The sequence below is a fragment of the Pseudomonas sp. KH_021 genome (genome assembly GCF_057838865.1).
Genome location: NZ_CM174477.1, coordinates 4,733,763 through 4,752,910, shown reverse-complemented (window position 1 = coordinate 4,752,910; position 19,148 = coordinate 4,733,763). Strand labels below are relative to the sequence as shown.

The following is a 19,148-nucleotide window of genomic DNA, read 5'->3' as shown; positions in this document are numbered from 1 at the left end:
AACTGTCCTAGAGCTGACGACCGCCAGGGTTAGGCTTTACTTGTACAGATCACATGGTTTTTTGAAACCTGTGTTTTTCGAGCCGCTCGGAGCGTCGCACAGCTGTACTCGGACAACGATGAGCTTTGTGTCGCAAGCGATTGTTCTAGCCAGATTTTAGGCGCCCTGAGCCTTCAAGCGGTGTATCATTGCGCCCGTCAGCCCCGCCGGGGCTTGTGGAATACCACCATGGACTTACCCAGTAGTTACTCAATAGCTTGTTTCAACAATCACGAATCGACTGATTGATCCTCCCGGCGTGCTCCGCTGCTGGGAGTGGAGTTCGCCTATGACTGAAATCGAAGTAAAAAAATCTCAAGACAGCCTGCAGGATCGTCTCGCGCAGGTCGTTGAACTGTTGCAGCGTCAACGTGTCGTCGAAGACCTGACCCATCGTCAGGAAGGCCATCACCAAGACCTGGTCGAAAACCTGGTTCATCGCCAGAACCTCGTCGAGCTTCAGCGCAAGCTTGACGACCTGCACTCCGCAGACGTTGCCTACATCCTCGAAGCCCTTCCGCTGGAAGACCGCCTGACGGTCTGGCAATTGGTCAAGGCCGAGCGTGATGGCGACATCCTGCTTGAAGTGTCCGACTCCGTTCGAGAAACCCTGATCGCCGACATGGACGATCATGAGCTCCTCGCGGCCGCCAAGGAAATGGATGCCGACGAACTGGCGGACCTTGCTCCTGAGCTACCACGTGACGTCATCCATGAATTGATGGAAACCCTCGACGGCCAGCAACGCGAACGCGTGCGCTCGGCCTTGAGTTACGACGAGGATCAAGTCGGCGCGCTGATGGACTTCGAGATGGTCACCATTCGCGAAGATGTCAGTCTGGAAGTGGTACTGCGTTACCTGCGCCGCCTGAAGGAACTGCCTGGCCACACCGACAAACTGTTCGTGGTCGACTACGATGGCATCCTCAAGGGCGTGCTGCCGATCAAGCGCCTGCTGGTCAACGACCCGGAAAAACAGGTGGCCGAAGTCATGGCCAGCGACCCGGTCACCTTTCACCCGGAAGAAGACGCCTACGACGCGGCCCAGGCCTTCGAACGTTACGACTTGATCTCTGCCCCCGTGGTAGACAAGAACGACCGCCTGATCGGCCGTCTGACCATCGACGAGATGGTTGACCTGATCCGTGAAGAGAGCGAAAGCGAAGTCCTGAGCATGGCCGGTCTGCGCGAAGAAGAAGACATCTTCGCCTCCGTCTGGCGCTCGCTGCGCAACCGTTGGGCCTGGCTTGCGGTCAACCTGATCACCGCTTTCTTGGCATCGCGAGTGATTGGTCTGTTCGAAGGCTCGATCGAGAAACTCGTTGCCCTGGCGGCGCTGATGCCGATCGTGGCGGGCATTGGTGGCAACTCCGGCAACCAGACCATCACCATGATCGTTCGTGCAATGGCACTGGACCAGGTGAGCCCCGGCAACACCTCGCGATTGATGCGCAAGGAGCTGGGGGTTGGCTTGGTCAACGGTCTGGTCTGGGGTGGGGTGATTGGCGTTGTTGCCTTCCTGCTGTATGGCAGTTGGTCACTGGGCGTCGTGATGACCGCGGCCATGACCCTTAACCTGTTGTTGGCGGCCCTGATGGGGGTGCTGATCCCCATGACGCTAGTGCGCCTGGGGCGCGATCCGGCCATGGGGGCCAGTGTGATGATCACGGCGGTGACTGACAGTGGCGGGTTCTTTATTTTCCTTGGGTTGGCGACGGTGTTTCTTTTGTAGCGTCGTGATTATGAAGCTGGCTGCGGCCAGCTTTATGGGATGTAAAAAAGGCTCTTCCCGGGTTACTGGGAAGGGCCTTTTTATTTTCAAGTAGAAAAATGCGCTGTCCCGGTAACCGTAAGTCATCGCTTGATGACCTTCATCCGCTTGTTGTTCCCCTCTCGCTGACCTGTGCATGGGTCGGCGCCCCTGCTCAAGACTCCTCTCCAGTAGCCAGCTCACCTTTTCGTGAGCTGGATCAACGAGGGTATGCCGCTTTGCTTGGCATGCCCCATCCATGTTTTCCATGCCCTTGCAGATGCACCTGCTGAAACAGGTAATTGCCCACACGTGGGTTGTGGAAATGATGTTTTCCCCGAAATCTCTCCTTAGCGTTAGCGGCTCATCTCCCCTGTTTTGTGGGCTTAGACCCGACTTTTAAGACCCTGAGTTGGGGGTGTGTAAATTATGGCACTCCGAGTGCGAAGTAACTTGCGCATTCCCTTGCTGTTTAAACCTAAAGCACATATCAAACGAAAGCTATTTTCTTATATGTTGTTGGTTTTAAAGGTAAAAACAAGGTTGGCCTGGGTTTTGCTCTATCAGTCTGCTGCCGACGCAAATGATCGGCACTCACTGAGGAGTTTTACAATGCCAACACCCGCGTACATGACACTGGAAGGCGTTACTCAAGGCTTAATGACTACTGGGGCCTTTACTGAAGACTCAGTAGGCAACATTTATCAACAAGGGCATGAGAACCAAATTCTTGTTCAGGCTTTTGATCACCAAGTAATCATTCCCCGTGATCCACAGTCTGGACAACCAACCGGGCAGCGAGTACACAAGCCTTTGATGATCACCAAGGTGTTCGATAAATCTTCTCCACTGATATTCAACGCGCTGACCTCGGGCGAGCGTCTGAAGGAGTGTCACTTGGATTGGTACCGAACATCGGCGATGGGTACTCAGGAGCTTTATTATTCTATTAAGTTGGAAGACGCTATCATTGTTGACGTGAAGTCGCGTATGCCGAATTGCCAGGATCCATCGATGGCGCACTTTACACATTTGGAAGATGTGTATTTTACTTATCGGAAAATTACCTGGACGCATCTTACCTGCGGCACTACAGGGTCTGATGACTGGCGCAGCCCAGTAAAGGCGTAAGCCTTTAGCGCTCAATCAGTAATAGCCCTGGGCGATGTTTAAATCATTGCTCAGGGCTTGGTTCATGCAGAAAAGGAATCGAACACATGACGGACCAATCAAATAAACCCGACGATCGCCGCTTATACAGCCCTATGCCGCAAGTTTGTAAGCCAGCGGCCCCAAATCAGATGAAACCCGCTGTGCCGAGACCCGAGTCAGAGTTGTATCGCTGCCCACCCGAAGAATTCTTCCGGCCAAAGGTTGAGCCACCTGCAGGGCCTGGCTTTTATATAGTGACGAAAAGTATTCCGGCGAGGGAACTCGATAATGTGCTGTTCGAGGCGTATTCGACTTACAGCCCAAAAAAATTCTTCAGTCTCAATCCAAATGTTGAGAGTGTGATAAAGGCCGGGAGCATGATTGTTCTCAGCGATTTACCCCATACGGTTTGTACTCACGAGGAATCTGTACTGATGGCAGCGGCGCGTGAAGTCAAGGCGGCGCTGGATCCGTTGACCCCGGAAGAAGCCGATTTCATGTACGACAATCTCGCTGCGATTGCGAGTTATGTCCTGAGTGAAACTTCAACTTGGCTTGGGGTCGGCGCAGTAGTGATGCAAAAACAGCTAGAAAAATACTTAAAACGCTCCAGGATGTGGAGAAATTACATCAAGATACCTATCGTCAACATGGTCATCTCAAGTCGGCAGATTTTTTCGCGGAGCGAAAGCGACTACTGGATCAACTCGACGCTCAATTTTTAGAGTCCACCCGGTTGCGTAAACTCTCAAGCCTGGGTGGTCATGACAAGCTTAAGAAATCACTTGGCATTTCTACTCGTAGTTTAGTGCATCAATGGGACAAGGCCGGTGCGCCGGGGCAAATACCGGGGTATGCCACTCACCTGAATACGATCAGTCGTGCCGCAAAGTATATGCAGAACGGTGGTTATATTGCAATTGCGTTGGGCGTCGTTTCATCCGCCCTACATGTCTGGGAAGTGTGTAGTGCGGGTTCAGATAGCCAGGAGTGTAGAAATATTAAGTTTATTGAAGGGGGAAAAATGGTGGGGTCAGTTGTGGGGGCCGGGATTGGAAGTACAGTTGCAACAGCAATTTCCGGTCCAGTTTGTGCCGCTCTAGGGGTAGCTACCGCACCTCTAGTGGGAAGTGGTGGGTTGGCGTGCGTGGTAGCTTTGAGCTGGTCTAATAGCTCCGGACACCTCAATGGGTGAAACTACCCCTAGAGGAGTCCCCTATGACCAAGAAATACAGAAAATTCGATGCCGCTTTCAAGCTAGATATCTGCAAGCTGATCGTTGATCAAGGCCAGAGTGTGAACTCGGTCTGCATCGACATGAACCTGAGCGATACGGCGGTTCGACGTTGGGTAGAGCAGTACAAGGCCGAGCTACAGGGGGGTCCTGGAATCGGCAAACCGTTGACCAGTGAACAGCAACGCATTCGCCAGCTTGAACAGCAGGTTCGTGAGCTGAAAATGGACAACGACATCTTAAAAAAAGCTACGGCCTTCTTTGCCCGCGAATTGAAGTGATCCATCAGGTGGTTCACCAATTACAACGTAAGGCCTATCCGGTGGCGCGTGTTTGCCGGGTGTTGCGGATCAGTCGTTCAGGCTATTACGAAGCCCATCAGCGAAGCCTGCAGCCAGACGTTGTATGCCCGACTTCGCTCCAGCTCAAGACTCTCTTCGAGAGTAATGAAAGCTGCTTTGGCAGCCGACGCTTGCTGGAGGCAATGCGTGCCAAGGGCGCGTCGATTGGTCGTTTCAAGGTGCGTGGACTTATGAAAAAGCTGGGATTACAACCGATCTGGAAACGCAAATTCGTGCATACCACCGACAGCAATCATGACTTGCCAGTAGCGGCGAATCTACTTGATCGCCAGTTCAATCCTGAGCGCGCCAATCAGGCCTGGGTCGCGGATATTACCTACATCCGAACACGTAGCGGCTGGCTTTACCTGGCCACAGTCATGGACTTGTTCTCTCGCAAGATCGTTGGATGGTCCATGGCGCCTCATATGCGTGCTGAGTTGGTGTGCAGCGCCCTGCAACTGGCTATTGCGCAAAGACAACCTGAGCCAGGCCTGATCATGCACTCCGACCGAGGCAGCCAGTATGCAGGGAGCATTTATCAGGATCTGTTGAAGCGCCACGGGATGCTCTGCAGCATGAGTCGAAAAGGAAACTGCTGGGACAATGCGGTGATGGAACGCTTCTTCCTGAACCTGAAGATGGAACGGGTCTGGAGAAAGGATTACGCCAACCATGGTGAGGCCAGCAAGGACATTACTGATTACATCATGCGGTTTTACAACGAAGGCCGCCTGCACTCGACACTGGGGTATGTCTCACCCAATCAGTACGAGCGCCAGGCAGCCTGAATAGTCACCGATTAAGGTGTCCGGAAAAACTTGACCACTACACTTCCGCAGGTATGGTGGGTGCAGCGGCCTATCAGGGAGGTGAATGGGGTAGTGGATTAGGAGAGTCAATTGGCGAAATTTTGTATGAGGCAACGCTAAAATGACGATTTCAGCGTTCTGGAGTACTTGGGGGAAATTAATTACGGTTGGATGGCCAATGCTTTTGGCAATAATTTTTCTCGGATATTGTCTATATGTAAGTCGCTATATCCCTGAAATGCTGAATGCGCTTCCTAAGTCGCGGTATGCGCCGTGTTATATCGTGAACCTCAGAATTTACGGGCCTTTGGGACGAATTGCAATTGTTACTCAGCTTTCTATGATGGGTATTGAAGTCTTGGGATTTCATTCAACCAAGGAAGGGGGTTGATTCTACCGAAATTAAAAATTTCCCCGAACACCTAAGGCGGATGCTAAAAGTCAATAATTTCTTGTTCTTGGCTAGTTTGATTTCGTGGATTGTCATATATGGACTTTTTGACCCGAGGTGAATTTTATTTTCTACATAAGGGTAATAAAAACAGCTTTTTACTGTGCCAGTAATGGATAGTCCGAGGGCTGGCTATGGGGTGTGGCGGCTTTGAGTATTAGTCTAGAAGTCTCGCTTTTTTTGCCGCTCAAGCGGATGTAATTACTTGCGCCGTAAAATATATTAAGTTTAATGGTTGATTTGGGTTTTGTTGGGAGACGCTTCAGGTGGTCAGGAGTGTAAGAGGTTTGTGTTTACTCAAGTTGGTGAAATTTCTGGTTCGATTGCCGGTGCTAGTATGAGTGAATGTATGTTGGTGCATACCTAGGAGGGGAGTTGGGGGCAGTTTCTGGGTCTATTGCAGAAGTTATATATGAGGGGGTATTAAAGTGATTGGGCCTGACTTTTGGCACTCATGGACAGCGCTCGCTTTTTTTGGTGGCGTTACTTTGTTAATGTTTTTTGTCTCGGGTATAATTTTTATATAAGTCGCTATCTGCCTGAAATGTTAAAGGCGCTGGAGAATTCAAAACACATATCGACGCATAATGCAGTTTTAAAACATTTTGGCTTGTTTGGGCGGCTTTTAATGATTGCTCAGGTTTCTGTTGTGGTCATGTGGCCTTCGAAAATTTTCCCGTCACCTGCAGTTGATCCGCTTGAGGTTAAAAACTTCCCTGCTAACCTTAAGAGATTGATAAGGTTTGGGGTGGTGGTTCATGTTGTTGTGATGGTGTGGGGGTGTTGGCTTATATTGTTCTTGGTTATAAATGATTTTGTTTTGAGATTTGTCGCCTAAGTTTGGCTCGATCAGCTTGTCGCTTACGGCAACTTAATCGAGGCAGACTTAGGGTTCTTGGCGGGGTTGTGTGAATTTCAAGCTTCGATGTGTGGAATGCCGTGGAGCGACTGCATCAAAGGACTTATCGCTGCTGAAGGTAGAGCTTTTATCGGATAAGAGTTCGTCGAAATATTCATTTTTAGAAGACACGGATTTTACCTCATAACAGTGCGCCACTGCTGCAGCCATCGTGGTCGTCGGTCATGCTCCTTTGTTTTAAATGCATCAAGTATCTCCTGTGTCGTAATGAAGCTAATTGCAGTTTCGATTTTCAGTGCGGTCCGCACCACTTCCCAAAACTGCTCGGGTAGATTCAACGGAGCGGCCAGTGAAAGGTCCAGTCGTTGATCACGAGCTTGTTGAGCATCACACCGTTGATAGGGATGCTGACCTGTCGCCAGTTCATACAGTACACAGGCAATTGCGTAGACATCCGAAGCCTGGCTTATTACTCCATTCTCGAGCAGCTCCAGGGAGGCATAACAGGGTGTCCAAGCGGCGATTCGCTCACGCTGTAGGCGGGGTAAGGTCTGTAACCGTGCGTTTGTTGATTCTGCCAGGCCGAAGTCAAATAAACGCAGCCCTTCTTCGTTCAGGATCAAGTTGCTGGGCTTCAGATCACCATGCACAACGTCGCGGGCATGGATGTGTGCCACAGCCTCCAGTAGGTCCAGTGCGATGGGTTGAAGCTTTTCCCACGACAATCCTTGCGGGTGGTCGCTGATCAGTTGGTCGAGCGGGATCCCCTCAAGCCATTCCATGCTGATAAAAGCCCGTTGTGACGAGCTATCAACATCGAAGTCATAGAGGCGTATCACGTTGGGGTGATGCAAGGCTTGAGTTAGTGCGAACTCGCTGTACAGCAACGCGTTAGCGTCCGGGTACTGTGCGAAGAAGTCGTTCAGCACCTTGATTGCCACATACGGCGAAGCGTCCCCGAACTGAGCCCGCCGGGCGTCATGAGCACAATAGACAGTGCTCATTCCTCCAATACCAATGAGACGATCAAGGCGATATCGGTTATTTAGCAGATCCGGCAACGGCGTCGGTGGTACAGGCTCTTTGCAGTCTGGTGTTTCAGGCTTAGATGCAAAGTCAAAGTAAGTCGGACTGGCGCGTCCCACCTCAAGTTTTTTCATGACCGTATAACCACTGCTGTCAGATTGTCCTGTGCAGGCCCACGCAGGGCATATTCGAATAAACGTTCAAGGGCCGCTTGTGGCGAATGTAAACCCAGCGCCAGGGTCAAGGCCTCAGTGCTGAGGCTTTGATACAAGCCATCACTGCAGAGCAGAAAGACGTCACCTGGCTGGGTGTGCAGTTCCAGCACATCCAGTTGTAACTGCTCTCTGGCACCGACAGCTCGGGTCAGGGCGTGGCCCAATGGGTGCAAAGATGCTTCTTCAAAACTCATATGCTGTTGCGCTATCAGATGCTCCAGCAAGGAGTGGTCTTTGGAGAGCTGATAAAGCCGATGCTTACGCCACAGGTAACAGCGGCTATCACCCGCCCAGACACAGGCTAATCGGTCGCCTTCTCGCAACAATGCAACCACAGTGCTACCCATGGTCGCGTCGCGGCACTGCGGGATCACTGTCAACTCTTGGCTGAGCCTGCGGTTGATCCAGTGCAAGCAGCGTCGCAGACACTCCAGGCGCTGGCTAAAATTGCCTTCAAGCGGTAGCGCCTGAAGGCTGTCGACAACCAGCCGACTGGCCAGATCACCGTTCTGATGCCCACCCATGCCATCGGCCACTGCCCAGAGTTGGCGCTCCGGGCAGTTGAGAAATGCATCTTCATTGCGCAACCGGACCTTCCCCCGATCGGTATGGCCCGCGCTTCGCCAGGTGACTGTCATTACAGCGCAGCCGGCAGACGGAAGCTGCGCACCGCCGTGAGATCAAACGGGTTGGGCGAGCGTTGGCTGAGCAACAGGTAATTGGCGCGCAAGCCACCGATATCCGCTTTGAGCATCAGGACGTCGCGCCCGCGATGTGACTCGGTTTGCATCAGATCAAACAACCGAAACAGTGACCATTGCCCCGTGTTCTTTTGAATTCCCACACGGCGCCCGCCGAGTTCTTCGACAATCAGGCTGCTAAGCCCTTCATCGGCAGCAGCGGGCCATTGGAACGAGGCTGGCACGATAGGGCCGTGGCGGTACTCCAGCTGTTGATCGCCCAAGCGGAAGTCGGCACGGCTCAAATTGGAATCCAGCGAGTAGGGCTCCATGCTGAACTTGATCAGTGGTTCTGCTGCGTTCTCTGCGAAGAAGCCTCGACGAATCTGCTGCACGTTGCCCATCTGTTGGAGAACGCTTCGTGACATCGGCAGACTTCGTCCTTCAACGCTGCGCAACCGGTATTGAGTGCCGTCAAATGTGGTGAAAGGCTTTAGGTAGGTATCGATGAAGCTGTCAGCGGTACCCCGCGCTTTGAAAAACTCCCTGAAGTCGGCGATAGCTACATCACTGGTGCTGTGGGCGTAGAACGGATAGCGCTGGTGCAACGCTGCTGTGTAGACGCTGTACAGCTCACCCTGATAGCGCTGGTTAAGATGGTGGTAAGCATTGTCCAACACCAGTCGCCAGCTATCATCGCCCAAGGTTCGAACCCAGCTCATTATCGGTGGTGGTAAGCGGGATGAGGTGGCACGTACGGTGTCCAGGGCACTGCGCTGGCCATTGAGACGGGCCTTGGCCAGTTCGAAGGCGGCATGGTCGGGCTGATTGCCTTGGCTGAGGGACGCCAGTTGCTGGTGCAAATCGTTGAGCGATGCCAGTGCGGGCGCAAGCTCAGAGGTCGGGTCATTGTTATCGTCCAGCAAGCGATGCAAGGGCTCAAAACGTCGTTGTAAGGCTGATTTGGCGGTCTCTGGAAGCTTGGCTGCCAAATCGGTTGCGGCTTTTTGGGCCACTCCTTTGGCAATGCTCCCAAGTGGGCCGGCTTTGTCAGCGACTTGAGCTGCGGTTTCGGTTAGCTCACCGGTGCTGTCGCCCAACGTTCGAAAGCGAGTGTTTTCGCGAACCTGTGTCAGCAGATGGACAAGTGGTGAGTTGGCCGCGATGAGCGCACCGGCTTGGTCTGCACCTTGGCCGACGCTGTTCAGAGGTTGCAAGGCCACTTTGGCCAGCGCTTGATTCCAGTGGTCGGCATAGTCCTGAAAATACAGCTGTTCCAGTTCGACCATCAGGTCGCGCAGCTGTATTGGGTTGAGGCTGCTGCTTTCACCCATGACCCAGTTATCGCGCAGAATGTCATGCACCAAGGTCGCGCCTTGTGCAAGAAAGTATTGTTGATAGCCTTGTTGGGTGTACAGACCAGGGATCACATGGTGGCTACCGCTGAAAACCACCCCTTGCGAGCCCAGATGTTGATCCAGGCGGTATTGCGGCAGGCTCCGCGCCTGTTCGCGAAGAGACCGGTAGACAAGGCTGGCCAGCGAAACTTTTTTGAGTGATTGGCGGGCTTGGGCGATCAAGCTTTCGTTGAGGGGATAGGCGAAGGGTTGGCCCAGCAATCGAGCGAAGTGTTGATTCAGTCTGGCCTGTGTCGAAAGATTGCCGGCATAACGGCGATCCCAGTCATCCGCGAGCCAATCCTTGAGTGTATCCGCGTCGCGGTGTTCAGGCAGACCGAGCATCAAATAGGCGCGCAGGTTGTTTAGCAGGACGTCTCGGTTGTTGAGATTGGCGCGGACTTGCCCTTCGATTTGACGCGCTACGCGTGGCAGCAACTGGCGGTCCAGTTCATGTTGATATCGCGCGAGAATGACGGGGGTGGTGGGGTCGCCCTGGTACAAGCCATTGCGTTCGTGCAGCGCCAGTGCGGACTTGGGAGGAAAAACCTGAACGGCGCTATAGCTCGTGTCGAGCTCGGGCAATACCGCCAACGCATCATCCTGCGCAGTTACTGTTTCCTGATGACGGACGAGCTGTTGGCCCAAGGTTCTCAGTTGGTCAAAACGTTGATGATTCTGCGTAAACCCGCTTGTCCAGATCAGTGCCGATAGAACCAGGCAACCCACTGCTCCTGCATAAAGTGCTCGTTGGCCCCAATGAATGCGGCGAGTTTCACGCTGGTCCAAACTGGCAAGCCCTGCTTCGGGAAATACCACGCGGCTGATCAGATCGTGGATGAAGCGTGGCGCACCTTGCCTGGAACGCAAACTACGGCTCGCCACGGTGGGCGTTTTAGCGTCGTCTGGATCTGAAGCTTCGGCCGAGGTGACCTGATCCCAATTCGGGGCGCTGGTCAGGTACACACCGCGCAGGTGGCTGGCAGGCTCATATCGATTACCGGCAAATGCCTTTTCCACCATAAGCGCCAGGCTTGCGCCAATCAAACCGAGGCGATGAGGTAAGTCGAGGATATGGCCACGGCGGTCAATGCTGCGCTCTTGCTGCAGTCGCAGCACAACTTGGCTGTTCAAGCGACGTAGCAGCGCTTCGAAACCCTCGTGCAGTACTGCCGGATCGGTGCCCTGTTGGTCTTCCTTGAAACTCACACCCAACACCTGCTGGCTTTCTTCCCGTGAAAGCTGACTGAAAAAGGCGTCAAAGCCCTGAATCTTGTCGGCCTTTGTAAGCACCAGATAGACCGGCAATTGGCTGTGCAATTGCTGGTGAATCTCCAGCAGACGACTGCGAATCTGCCCCGCCAATCGCTGAACGCTATCTTGAGTGCTATCCAGCAATAGCTCTATAGGGACGTTGACCAGCACACCGTTTATTGGACGACTACGGCGGCGGCGACGCAGCAGTTTCAAGAGGGTCCGCCAGCCTTGCACATCCACCGGTTCTTTAGAGCTCAGGTAGCGGCCACAGGTATCGAGTAACACACCCTCTTCTGCAAAATACCAATCGCAATGTGGAGTAGGCGGGGGTGGGCTGTTCGTCTGGCCATCAAGCTGATTGAGCGGGAACTTGATACCGGAGTGATCGAGCAGGCTGGTTTTTCCGCATCCTTCTGGCCCCATGATCAGGTACCAAGGCAACTCTTTGCGCCACTGTTCGCTGTGCCCGCTGTACAGGCTGGAGCGCTTCAGGGTGAGAAGGGCATCATTGAAGCGCTTTCGCAGCGCGGCCTTTTCATTACCGATGAGTCGCTGAGAGGGCGGGTTTGAGGGCTCTTGCGTTTGTGCCTCAGTGGGTACGACGTTGCGACGCTCCGTTATGCCTAGAAACAGCCCCCACGTCAGTAGAAGTGCACAGATGGTCAGCAGCCTGGATGTGGCACTTTCCCAGAAACGGTTGTCGGCAACCGCCAACAGGGGGCCGAGGAACCAGACAATCGTGGCGATTGCCAAGACCAGCAACAGGCTCCATACCCAGGTCTGGCGAAGCAGCCGGGTGAATGCGTTGAACAAGCTCTTCATCACAAACTTCTCTGGTTACGTGGGTTGCACGAGAGGGGTCGCTACAGGCAACTGGAAGGGTTGCAGAATGGAGTCGCGCTGTTCGCTGAGCACCCAGGCAAACCCTGAATACAGTGCGCCCAGGCTGATCAAGGTGAACAACGCCACCAGCCACCAAGGCACAACGCGCGGTGGTGGTTGCCGATGGCGGCGCAAGCCTTGCCATTGCGGCGAGAGTTCAAGTGGGGTGTCGCCCCGGAGTTGGCGAATGTGGCGATACAGATCGTCGCGAATCGCTTCCAACTCGGTTCTGCCGCCGCTGGTCTCCATCGCAAACTTGCCCTTGAAGCCTAATGACAGGCATAGGTACATCAGCTCGAGCATGTGCAGGTGTCGCGACGGGCGTTTGATAACGCGCTCCACTAACAGGAAGAACTTCTCGCCTCCTGACGTTTCGTTATGGAAATGGCTGAGCAGACTGCGGTTTGACCAATCGCTGTCCTTTCCCCACTCGGTTGTCAGGACGGCTTCGTCTACAACGGTGCAGAGAAGGTAGCGGGCGGTTTGGACTTCATAGTGCTCAACACCCGCCAAACGCGTGCGACGCTCAAACGCCGTGATGTCGTTGTTCAGGCGACGGTTAAGTTTGTTCAGGTCTTTGCAACGCTTACGCTGCTTGAGTTTTACGACATCTGAAAGCAGGTCCGCAGCGGCTGAAATCAGCGGGTTAGAGCTGATCGTGAAGGTCTGGATGGGCTCTTCCCGCGCCGAATAGACATAGTGGGCCTCCAAATCCTCAACGCGCGTTGGCTGCTCAAAGTCGGTCAGCGTACTTTGCGCAGGGGCAGTGCCGTCGTGGTTGACGATCACGGTCTTGTTGTCGTGGTTTGCGTACGTGTCCTTGTCCATGATCGTCAGTTCCTGATAGCCCAGAATTGCAGGTCAAGCGCCGTGAACTCGCCCGAAAGGTGGAAGGCGAATCCATGGGAGCTCTCCAGTTCAGTGATGTTCTGGGGGGCAAGCTCAAGCTTGAAGTAGGATTTTTGCGTGTGGTAAGGGATCTGCCGAGGCGCCACGGGAAGAGGGCTGAGCTTGATGCCTGGCAAATGAAGATTGACCAGATCGCGGATATTGTTGACGGTGCCGATTTTGAGTTGTTGCGGTAGCCGTTGACGCAACTCGTTCATTTCGCATTGCGCGTTTGCCACGAGCACGAAATATCCGCTTTGCAGGAATGATGGGTCTTCCAGGCGGGCCACTTGCACGCCGTACTTGTGTTGCTCCAAGGGTAATTCGACAGCGTGTTGCTCCAGCACAAGCGACAATATCTGGTTGATCGCATCTTTAAGTTTGAGAAAGCAGCCAAGCTGATTCTGGTGATTATAAAATTGAGCCGTATTAGGTCTGCGTTCGCTGGAAAAGGCTGAGAGATCTCCCAACAATGTAAGTACGCTGCGAAAAATCTGTTCGGGGTGAATTTGATTGATCGCTAAATAGTGTTGCAGCAAGAGTTCTGAGCGATTGATCAGTTGCAGCATCATGAAGTCGCCCAGCTCGGCGCCACCGATTTGTCCGGTCGAACGCATGCGATCGGCAATGGCTTCTGCGCGACTTTTAAGTTGATTCAGTATCTGCTCGACACAGGCCATCAATTCCTTGCTGGCGTGAAAGTGCAGGTAACTGGGGGTGAAATTCGGATCGAGAACAATCTGAGTATTATTATCGGTGCCCTTGATATGGCAGACCTTAAGCTTGATGAAAGCACTGTCTGATTGCGAGTCACCCACCAATAAACGGAGGTCTTGGCGGGCGCAACTCAATGTATTGGTGGAGTGAGTGCCTGCGTTTGAGTCGGTGACCTCCAGATCATGGCTGATGTATCTTGCCAATGCGTCAGTTTGTGCAGGCTTTCGCGTTTCTACCCGATTGCCCCCGACCAGAGGCAGGCCAAGGTAGATGGGCAGGTCGTACGCGTTGGGAGGGATATCAAATATCAATCCTTCCTGATCATTGCTCAATTCGAAATAGCTTCCGTCCGGCAATATCCCGGCGGCTGTGCTGACTAAAATTTTGTGCCTCAGTAAATGGCTGGTGTCGAGTTCCAGATTGAAAAAACCTGAGCTATAGGGGCCAGACAGCTGACTGCGCACATTAAGCTGATGTGCGTAGTAACGGTCACTCTGTTGAAAGTGCTGCGGTCTTAGCAACATCCCTTCCTGCCAGACTGTTTTTGCTGTGCTCATGGTGCGCCCTCCGCCATTGTTTGCAGGTGGGTGGGGTGAATACCCGATTGGTCAAGGACGAGCGTTGTGCGAGTAATCCCTGCGGGTTTCAAAGGAATGACGTAACGCCATTGGGTTTCGGGCAGGTCGCGGTAGGCGGCGAGCACACCGACATAGTGGCTGGTCGCTCGTACACTCAGCTTGAGGTCGACCTGCTTACCTGGGCTCAACTCCAGTTCTTCGGCGCTTACCAAGTCGACGGCCAAGGCCACGTTGGGGCGTTGATAAAGGCTGAAGAAGTCAGCGTTCTCAAAGGCCACCGGGTGCTTCAGCTCCATCAAGCGCAGCACGATGGGTGATGGCCTGCCGTGCAGGTCTGGATTCAGGTCATCACTGGCGACCAGAGTCAGGTCGAGTTTGGTCATGGATGAGTAGGGGGACAGTGACGAACATCCGCTCAGGATTAGCACACAGAGCAGACCCATCAGACATTTCAGAGATGACATGAAAGTTCTCCTGGTCGAAGATTTTCTAGGGTGTTGAGCAATCGTTGTTGTTCGGCGAAAGCACACAGAAAGACATCCCCCAAGGGATGCAGCTTGAGGTGGTCCTGCAGCACTTGATGCAGGCCGCAATAGGTCCGCCAGCGTTGTTCCGAGACAAGCCAGCGGCGGCTGGAGGCGTGCTCGAAGTGCAACGTCACCTTTGCCGGCGACAGTTGCTCCAAAGTGCTTCTTATCGCCGCACGGCTAGCGACGAGTGACGCAACCTGATGGTGCTGGAGTGTGCGATAGCCTTGGCTGACCTGAGCCATGCTGATCGCGAGTGGGACATTTAAAAGCTGCGCCACCGGATTCAAATCTCGATTAACTTGAGGACGCTGGTGGTCGACTTCGTCGTCGTTGCTCGTTTGGGCCTGCGAGTGCATTTCGCGCTTTAGCTGTTCGCTTGTGTGCAGGCATCGCTCTAACTCGTTGACACTAGCACGTAGCAACTTCGCAGCATTGACGGCGAGCAGATCGCGTTCGTGGTCAGACAACTGAGCCAAGTCAATGCCTAGTGCAGCACCGAAGTCCTGCCAGAATTTTGCCGATGAGGCAGGAGAGGGTTGTCGCTCAGTCGGCCTCGCTGGGGTCAGAGTGGGAATCCGCATATGCAGGGTTTCTACCTGAGCATGATCATCCAGCTGTTGCCCCAAGACAGTGGGTTCAAGTAGGTCACTGAACTCATCGTCGCTGGGTTCTTGATCAAGGTGCTCCAGCAAATCCAGAGGCTCGGCATCAAGAAAATCGTCCGGGAGAACGCTGTTGGCTGGGCTGGGGCGCCCTGTTCCGAGCGTCATCAGATCCGCTGGCTGACCCAGATATGCGGTGATTTCAAAGTGGCTCAGCCGATACACCGCATGATGTTCCAACCGTTGTGGGCGGTCTTTTGTAAGGCGTGTGCCGGTTTTTGCCTGCCAGGTTCCATTGCTGCTGGTATCCGTAAGGTAGAAGTCGCCGTCGTGGAAGCTGATGCGAGCATGCTGGCCGGACAACTGCTTCTTGGGGTCGGGAATGCACCACTCGCAGTTGTCTTGCCGGCCAATTTGGCCGCCAGCACGCGTGAAGGTTTTGCGATGGGACCCTCCCGGCAAATAGTCGGGCGGGTTGCGGATCTCCATGATCAATTGCATCTCAGCATTCCTGATTTAAAGGCCACGATTAAGCATTTGTGGGTCGCCCAACGGTCGGTATTCCTGATCGTTGAACACGTAGTTGCCGGTGCAGCCGCTGGCAGCCAGCAGCAGAAGAAAAAGGGGCAATGCACGACGCATAAAAACGCTCCATGGTGATTTTTGAGCAACAGATCCCCGCCTCGCATTGGCGAGGGCAGTGCTGTGCGAGGGTTAGTTCAGACCCAAGCCTGTTGCTGGTCGTTGGGCTTGGAGACCTTGGCCAGTCGTGCGGCCTGCTTGTTTTCTGGGTGTTCAAGCCATTCATTGATCAGCTCAACGATTGCGTCGCTTTGCGGTAAATCGCCGAAGACGTCTTGCCAAGTCAGTACTCGTTCGCCTTGGGCCAATAGGCGCTTCTGTGCTCTGCTCAGGCTCTTTTTCTGCTCTTTGCGCAATTCCTCGATTCGGGCTAACCCCTCATCGAACGAAATGCGCAGCTCGACTTCGCTCATTTTTTCCAGGCGGGGATGGGCACGAGTACGCAAGTCATGGCGAAACTGGTTGTAGGAAAGCTCTATGGGGTTGCTCATGTCTTCGCGCAGAGGCTCAATTTGCCCGCGCAATTTTTTTCGTTCGTCATCGGTAAACAAGTCGCCCTCGCGATGGGTGACACTGGAGTGCCATCGCAGCAGCGTGGTCAGTGCTGCGCGGGTGTAACCGTTGTGGCTGGAGTGTTCTTTACCCGAGTCAAGGGTCAAGGAGCGCTGGGGCATGTCGCCCTTCAGATCGATATCCCCGGCAAATTTGGCGCAAGCCTGCTCTTCGATGGCAGCGCAGCCGGGTTGCCAGAGAATGGAGCTGTAGCCGTCAGCGTTTTTCTTGCGTGGCATGTAATGCCATTGCTCACCGTGATGTTTGAAGCTGTCACCGCGTAAATTCAGCAAGCCACCTAGCAGTAAACCGAGCCCCACAAATGGAGAGCCAATTGACGCGACCAACATCGTCGTGCCGGGGAGCACTGCTTTCCATTCGGCGTCCATCCAGGGGGTGGGTAGGGCTGGCACCACGTCGTTATGGTTGACGATGCGATGGTGAGTGAGGTCGGCTGCGGCCTTTACAAAGGATCGGTCGCCGGCGCGGGGGGAGCCGATGGTGTAGAGGATAACGTTGGGTTTATCGGGACTACGCCGTAACCATTCAGCGACCAGTAGAGCAATTGCTCCCCCCAGACTGTGGCCGCAGACCATGATGGTTTGGGTACCGGTATAAAAGGCGTCCATGTATCGCTCGATGAATTTGCGAGCGATTTCAAACGACTCATAAAAGCCTCGGTGAGCCTGACCTGTACCCCCTTCATCTTTCAGGTAGGGGAGTTGTCTGGCATCCATGTCTCTAAGGATGTCTTTTTTTCCCTGGGTGCCTCGCACCGAAATCAACACAACCTTGTCGTTGTGAGTGATAAAAGCTTGGGTATCCGATTCATCGTGGAGAAAGTGGACCTGCTCTGGATACTCCCAACCGGATTTGGCTTCACGTTCGTACCGTTTGATGTCGTATGGCATCACCTCCAAGCGCTTGGAGTACGGCACTTCTTCGCACAGCATGCTGTACGGGCCGGCGTCGTTGAATTGAGTTGGCTTGATGCAGTGGGCGAAATGGTTGTGCAGTACTGAGGCTATGCATCCAGGCACTTGATAGGGCGGTGGTGTGGGTTGTGCGTCGTGGGCACGAGCAGTATGGAAGGGGGCGTAGCTGAGCACTGACATCAGCGATAGGTGATAGGCATTTAATGCGCAGAAGGCTTTATCACGAGACAACAAGGGGCTGTAGGCACGCAGAGCTTTAATTTCAAGAAGAGTGTGCTCGTTTGCCATTAGGGCAATGCCTGGGCGCTGATTAGATTGTCCACAGACCTCTTTTAGATACGCAGAAGGCCGTGAAGAAAGCGTGGTATCGGCTTCGGGCAAATGGGCTGCTGCATCGGGTTTGACGAAGTCGCGTACTTCAACTTGGTAGAACACTGCTTTTTCATTTTCGGCACGTTGTTTGGCCAGGTAGGTTTTACCGTTGTCGCGAGGGCCCGAGGGGGGTTGCTCGGCGGCGACCTGAAGGGCTGTCAGCGGGATTTTGAAATGTTTTCGAATCTGTAGCTCGTCGTACCAAGGGTCCACTAAGCCTTGGTAAGGCATCGACAAATCGAGAACCAAAGGCCCGCAGTAAAAATTTTCGATTCGGGCATAGCCCTCATCGTCCAGATAGCCTGAGTAGGACTCGCCCATCCGGTCGTGAAACGTATAGCCAAGACCTGCATAGGGCGCGCTGCTGCCATGTTCGTCCACCAGTCGAACGCTGCACCAGTAGCCGCGTTTGGGGCAAGTTTCCTTGATATAAAATGTCATCCGTGTTTACTCCGTGCAGCCGGGATAGACCGTGCAGGTCTGGCCGTTCATTTGGAAAGTTTTAAAAGTCGGCGGTTTTTGGCATCTAATCCAACCGCCTTCCTTGGGTAAGCAAGGTTTCCAACCATTGGGGAATTTGACCCAAGTGTCATCGTGGTAAGGCTCTTCTTCAGGATTAACTTCAATCGCCAGCTTTACCGTCTTACCGGCTAGTTGATCGCGTTGAAGGTAGGCGCCTACACCTTTACAGTTCAGAAGCTTGGTAAGCTCTAAGCGAAATCTGCTGTCCTGAAACCACCAATCGCATTGCCCCGTGATCTGAAGTGAGCCATCAACTCCAAAACTCGGTTGCCCCTCCGGCAACTTGTCGACTACATAGAAGCCGCCATCGTCATAGGTTTTTTGCCAGACCTGTTGGCCATAACGCCCATTGATTTCCATTTTGATACGACCCAATTGCATCTCGCACAAGCCGACGTGGTAGTTGAGAGGTATGGTGAACTTGAAGGAGCTGTGCTTGGGCTGAATGGGACTTTCAAACCCTTTGCCTAGGGAACGACTCCGTGTTTTATCGTTGTAAACGTTAGAAGTTTGGCAGTTAATCTGCTCTGGGTTTGCAGGGCCATACCAGGCGGTCACATCCAGGCCGAACTCCGGGGGCAGTTCGCCTGCTAGGGTAAAGCTCTGAAGCCCACGGCGTTCGGTGAGCGACAAGCTGCCCTCTTTGGCGATAACAGCGACCCAGTTGCACGCACTGAGACTTATCCCTGTGATGACAATGCTTGCTATGTGGAGGTATCGAAGCCTGCCCCACTGGCCCTGTTTAGAGAGGGTCTCCGTTTTCTGAAGCGTCATC

The 19,148-nt window shown here is 53.6% G+C and carries 15 protein-coding genes; 5 read left to right on the top strand and 10 right to left on the bottom strand.

Going from position 1 to position 19,148, the window contains the following annotated elements; translation table 11 throughout:
* The first annotated feature begins 328 nt into the window (after positions 1–328).
* The 5 genes from mgtE to AC3IX4_RS21870 all read left to right on the top strand — a co-directional run bounded on the left by mgtE (position 329) and on the right by AC3IX4_RS21870 (position 6,617).
* Complete coding sequence (gene mgtE, locus AC3IX4_RS21890) at positions 329–1,771, top strand: magnesium transporter (RefSeq protein ID WP_489257457.1); 1,443 nt, start codon at positions 329–331, stop codon at positions 1,769–1,771.
* Positions 1,772–2,401: 630 nt separating this feature from the next.
* Positions 2,402–2,920 carry an Hcp family type VI secretion system effector gene (locus AC3IX4_RS21885; RefSeq protein ID WP_489261339.1) on the top strand — a complete coding sequence of 173 codons (519 nt, stop codon included), beginning with the start codon at positions 2,402–2,404 and terminating at the stop codon, positions 2,918–2,920.
* Between the two features lie 86 nt (positions 2,921–3,006).
* Positions 3,007–3,666, top strand: coding sequence for a hypothetical protein (locus AC3IX4_RS21880; protein ID WP_489257456.1), 660 nt, complete (start codon positions 3,007–3,009; stop codon positions 3,664–3,666).
* A gap of 493 nt (positions 3,667–4,159) precedes the next feature.
* Positions 4,160–5,307, top strand: a protein-coding gene (locus tag AC3IX4_RS21875) for an IS3 family transposase (RefSeq protein ID WP_489257455.1) whose coding sequence is annotated in 2 segments (ribosomal slippage) — positions 4,160–4,412 and positions 4,412–5,307 — 1,149 coding nt in all. Because the reading frame shifts where the segments join, the coding sequence is not laid out codon by codon here.
* A 926-nt stretch (positions 5,308–6,233) separates the two neighbouring features.
* Complete coding sequence (locus AC3IX4_RS21870) at positions 6,234–6,617, top strand: hypothetical protein (protein ID WP_489257454.1); 384 nt, start codon at positions 6,234–6,236, stop codon at positions 6,615–6,617.
* Between the two features lie 197 nt (positions 6,618–6,814).
* On the opposite strand, the gene AC3IX4_RS21865 is transcribed toward AC3IX4_RS21870, so the two are convergent.
* The 10 genes from AC3IX4_RS21865 to AC3IX4_RS21820 form a co-directional block, all read right to left on the bottom strand.
* Positions 6,815–7,798, bottom strand: a complete 984-nt coding sequence (locus tag AC3IX4_RS21865) for a serine/threonine protein kinase (protein ID WP_489257453.1) — start codon at positions 7,796–7,798, stop codon at positions 6,815–6,817.
* The gene (locus tag AC3IX4_RS21860) at positions 7,795–8,517 is read right to left on the bottom strand and encodes a PP2C family protein-serine/threonine phosphatase (RefSeq protein WP_489257452.1); all 723 of its coding nucleotides are present in this window, start codon (positions 8,515–8,517) and stop codon (positions 7,795–7,797) included. Before AC3IX4_RS21860 ends, AC3IX4_RS21865 begins: the two co-directional genes overlap by 4 nt.
* A complete protein-coding gene (tssM, locus tag AC3IX4_RS21855) occupies positions 8,517–12,035 on the bottom strand; it encodes a type VI secretion system membrane subunit TssM (protein ID WP_489257451.1) in 3,519 nt (1,172 codons plus the stop codon). Before tssM ends, AC3IX4_RS21860 begins: the two co-directional genes overlap by 1 nt.
* Before the next feature lie 15 nt (positions 12,036–12,050).
* Positions 12,051–12,923 (bottom strand): type IVB secretion system protein IcmH/DotU, encoded by an 873-nt coding sequence (gene icmH / locus AC3IX4_RS21850; protein WP_489257450.1) that lies wholly within the window; start codon positions 12,921–12,923, stop codon positions 12,051–12,053.
* Positions 12,924–12,928: 5 nt separating this feature from the next.
* Positions 12,929–14,257: a type VI secretion system baseplate subunit TssK gene (tssK, locus tag AC3IX4_RS21845; protein WP_489257449.1), complete on the bottom strand. Its 1,329-nt coding sequence runs from the start codon at positions 14,255–14,257 to the stop codon at positions 12,929–12,931.
* The gene (gene tssJ / locus AC3IX4_RS21840) at positions 14,254–14,742 is read right to left on the bottom strand and encodes a type VI secretion system lipoprotein TssJ (RefSeq protein WP_489257448.1); all 489 of its coding nucleotides are present in this window, start codon (positions 14,740–14,742) and stop codon (positions 14,254–14,256) included. The genes tssK and tssJ overlap by 4 nt, the downstream gene beginning before the upstream one ends.
* A complete protein-coding gene (gene tagH, locus AC3IX4_RS21835) occupies positions 14,730–15,911 on the bottom strand; it encodes a type VI secretion system-associated FHA domain protein TagH (protein ID WP_489257447.1) in 1,182 nt (393 codons plus the stop codon). Before tagH ends, tssJ begins: the two co-directional genes overlap by 13 nt.
* 15 nt (positions 15,912–15,926) lie before the next feature.
* Positions 15,927–16,052: a type VI secretion protein gene (locus AC3IX4_RS21830; RefSeq protein ID WP_489257446.1), complete on the bottom strand. Its 126-nt coding sequence runs from the start codon at positions 16,050–16,052 to the stop codon at positions 15,927–15,929.
* 77 nt (positions 16,053–16,129) lie between these two features.
* Positions 16,130–18,292, bottom strand: coding sequence for a lipase family protein (locus AC3IX4_RS21825; RefSeq protein ID WP_489257445.1), 2,163 nt, complete (start codon positions 18,290–18,292; stop codon positions 16,130–16,132).
* A gap of 6 nt (positions 18,293–18,298) precedes the next feature.
* Positions 18,299–19,147: a hypothetical protein gene (locus tag AC3IX4_RS21820; protein ID WP_489257444.1), complete on the bottom strand. Its 849-nt coding sequence runs from the start codon at positions 19,145–19,147 to the stop codon at positions 18,299–18,301.
* Position 19,148 lies beyond the last annotated feature (1 nt).

Excerpts from the sequence above, each read along its gene's own strand:
- AC3IX4_RS21830 (WP_489257446.1), bottom strand. The coding sequence starts at position 16,052 with ATGCGTCGTGCATTGCCCCTTTTTCTTCTGCTGCTGGCTGCCAGCGGC.
- AC3IX4_RS21860 (WP_489257452.1), bottom strand. The coding sequence starts at position 8,517 with ATGACAGTCACCTGGCGAAGCGCGGGCCATACCGATCGGGGGAAGGTC.
- tssM (WP_489257451.1), bottom strand. The coding sequence starts at position 12,035 with ATGAAGAGCTTGTTCAACGCATTCACCCGGCTGCTTCGCCAGACCTGG.
- tagH (WP_489257447.1), bottom strand. The coding sequence starts at position 15,911 with ATGCAATTGATCATGGAGATCCGCAACCCGCCCGACTATTTGCCGGGA.
- tssJ (WP_489257448.1), bottom strand. The coding sequence starts at position 14,742 with ATGTCATCTCTGAAATGTCTGATGGGTCTGCTCTGTGTGCTAATCCTG.
- AC3IX4_RS21870 (WP_489257454.1), top strand. The coding sequence starts at position 6,234 with ATGGACAGCGCTCGCTTTTTTTGGTGGCGTTACTTTGTTAATGTTTTT.
- AC3IX4_RS21865 (WP_489257453.1), bottom strand. The coding sequence starts at position 7,798 with ATGAAAAAACTTGAGGTGGGACGCGCCAGTCCGACTTACTTTGACTTT.
- AC3IX4_RS21885 (WP_489261339.1), top strand. The coding sequence starts at position 2,402 with ATGCCAACACCCGCGTACATGACACTGGAAGGCGTTACTCAAGGCTTA.
- tssK (WP_489257449.1), bottom strand. The coding sequence starts at position 14,257 with ATGAGCACAGCAAAAACAGTCTGGCAGGAAGGGATGTTGCTAAGACCG.
- AC3IX4_RS21880 (WP_489257456.1), top strand. The coding sequence starts at position 3,007 with ATGACGGACCAATCAAATAAACCCGACGATCGCCGCTTATACAGCCCT.
- icmH (WP_489257450.1), bottom strand. The coding sequence starts at position 12,923 with ATGGACAAGGACACGTACGCAAACCACGACAACAAGACCGTGATCGTC.
- AC3IX4_RS21820 (WP_489257444.1), bottom strand. The coding sequence starts at position 19,147 with ATGACGCTTCAGAAAACGGAGACCCTCTCTAAACAGGGCCAGTGGGGC.
- AC3IX4_RS21825 (WP_489257445.1), bottom strand. The coding sequence starts at position 18,292 with ATGACATTTTATATCAAGGAAACTTGCCCCAAACGCGGCTACTGGTGC.
- mgtE (WP_489257457.1), top strand. The coding sequence starts at position 329 with ATGACTGAAATCGAAGTAAAAAAATCTCAAGACAGCCTGCAGGATCGT.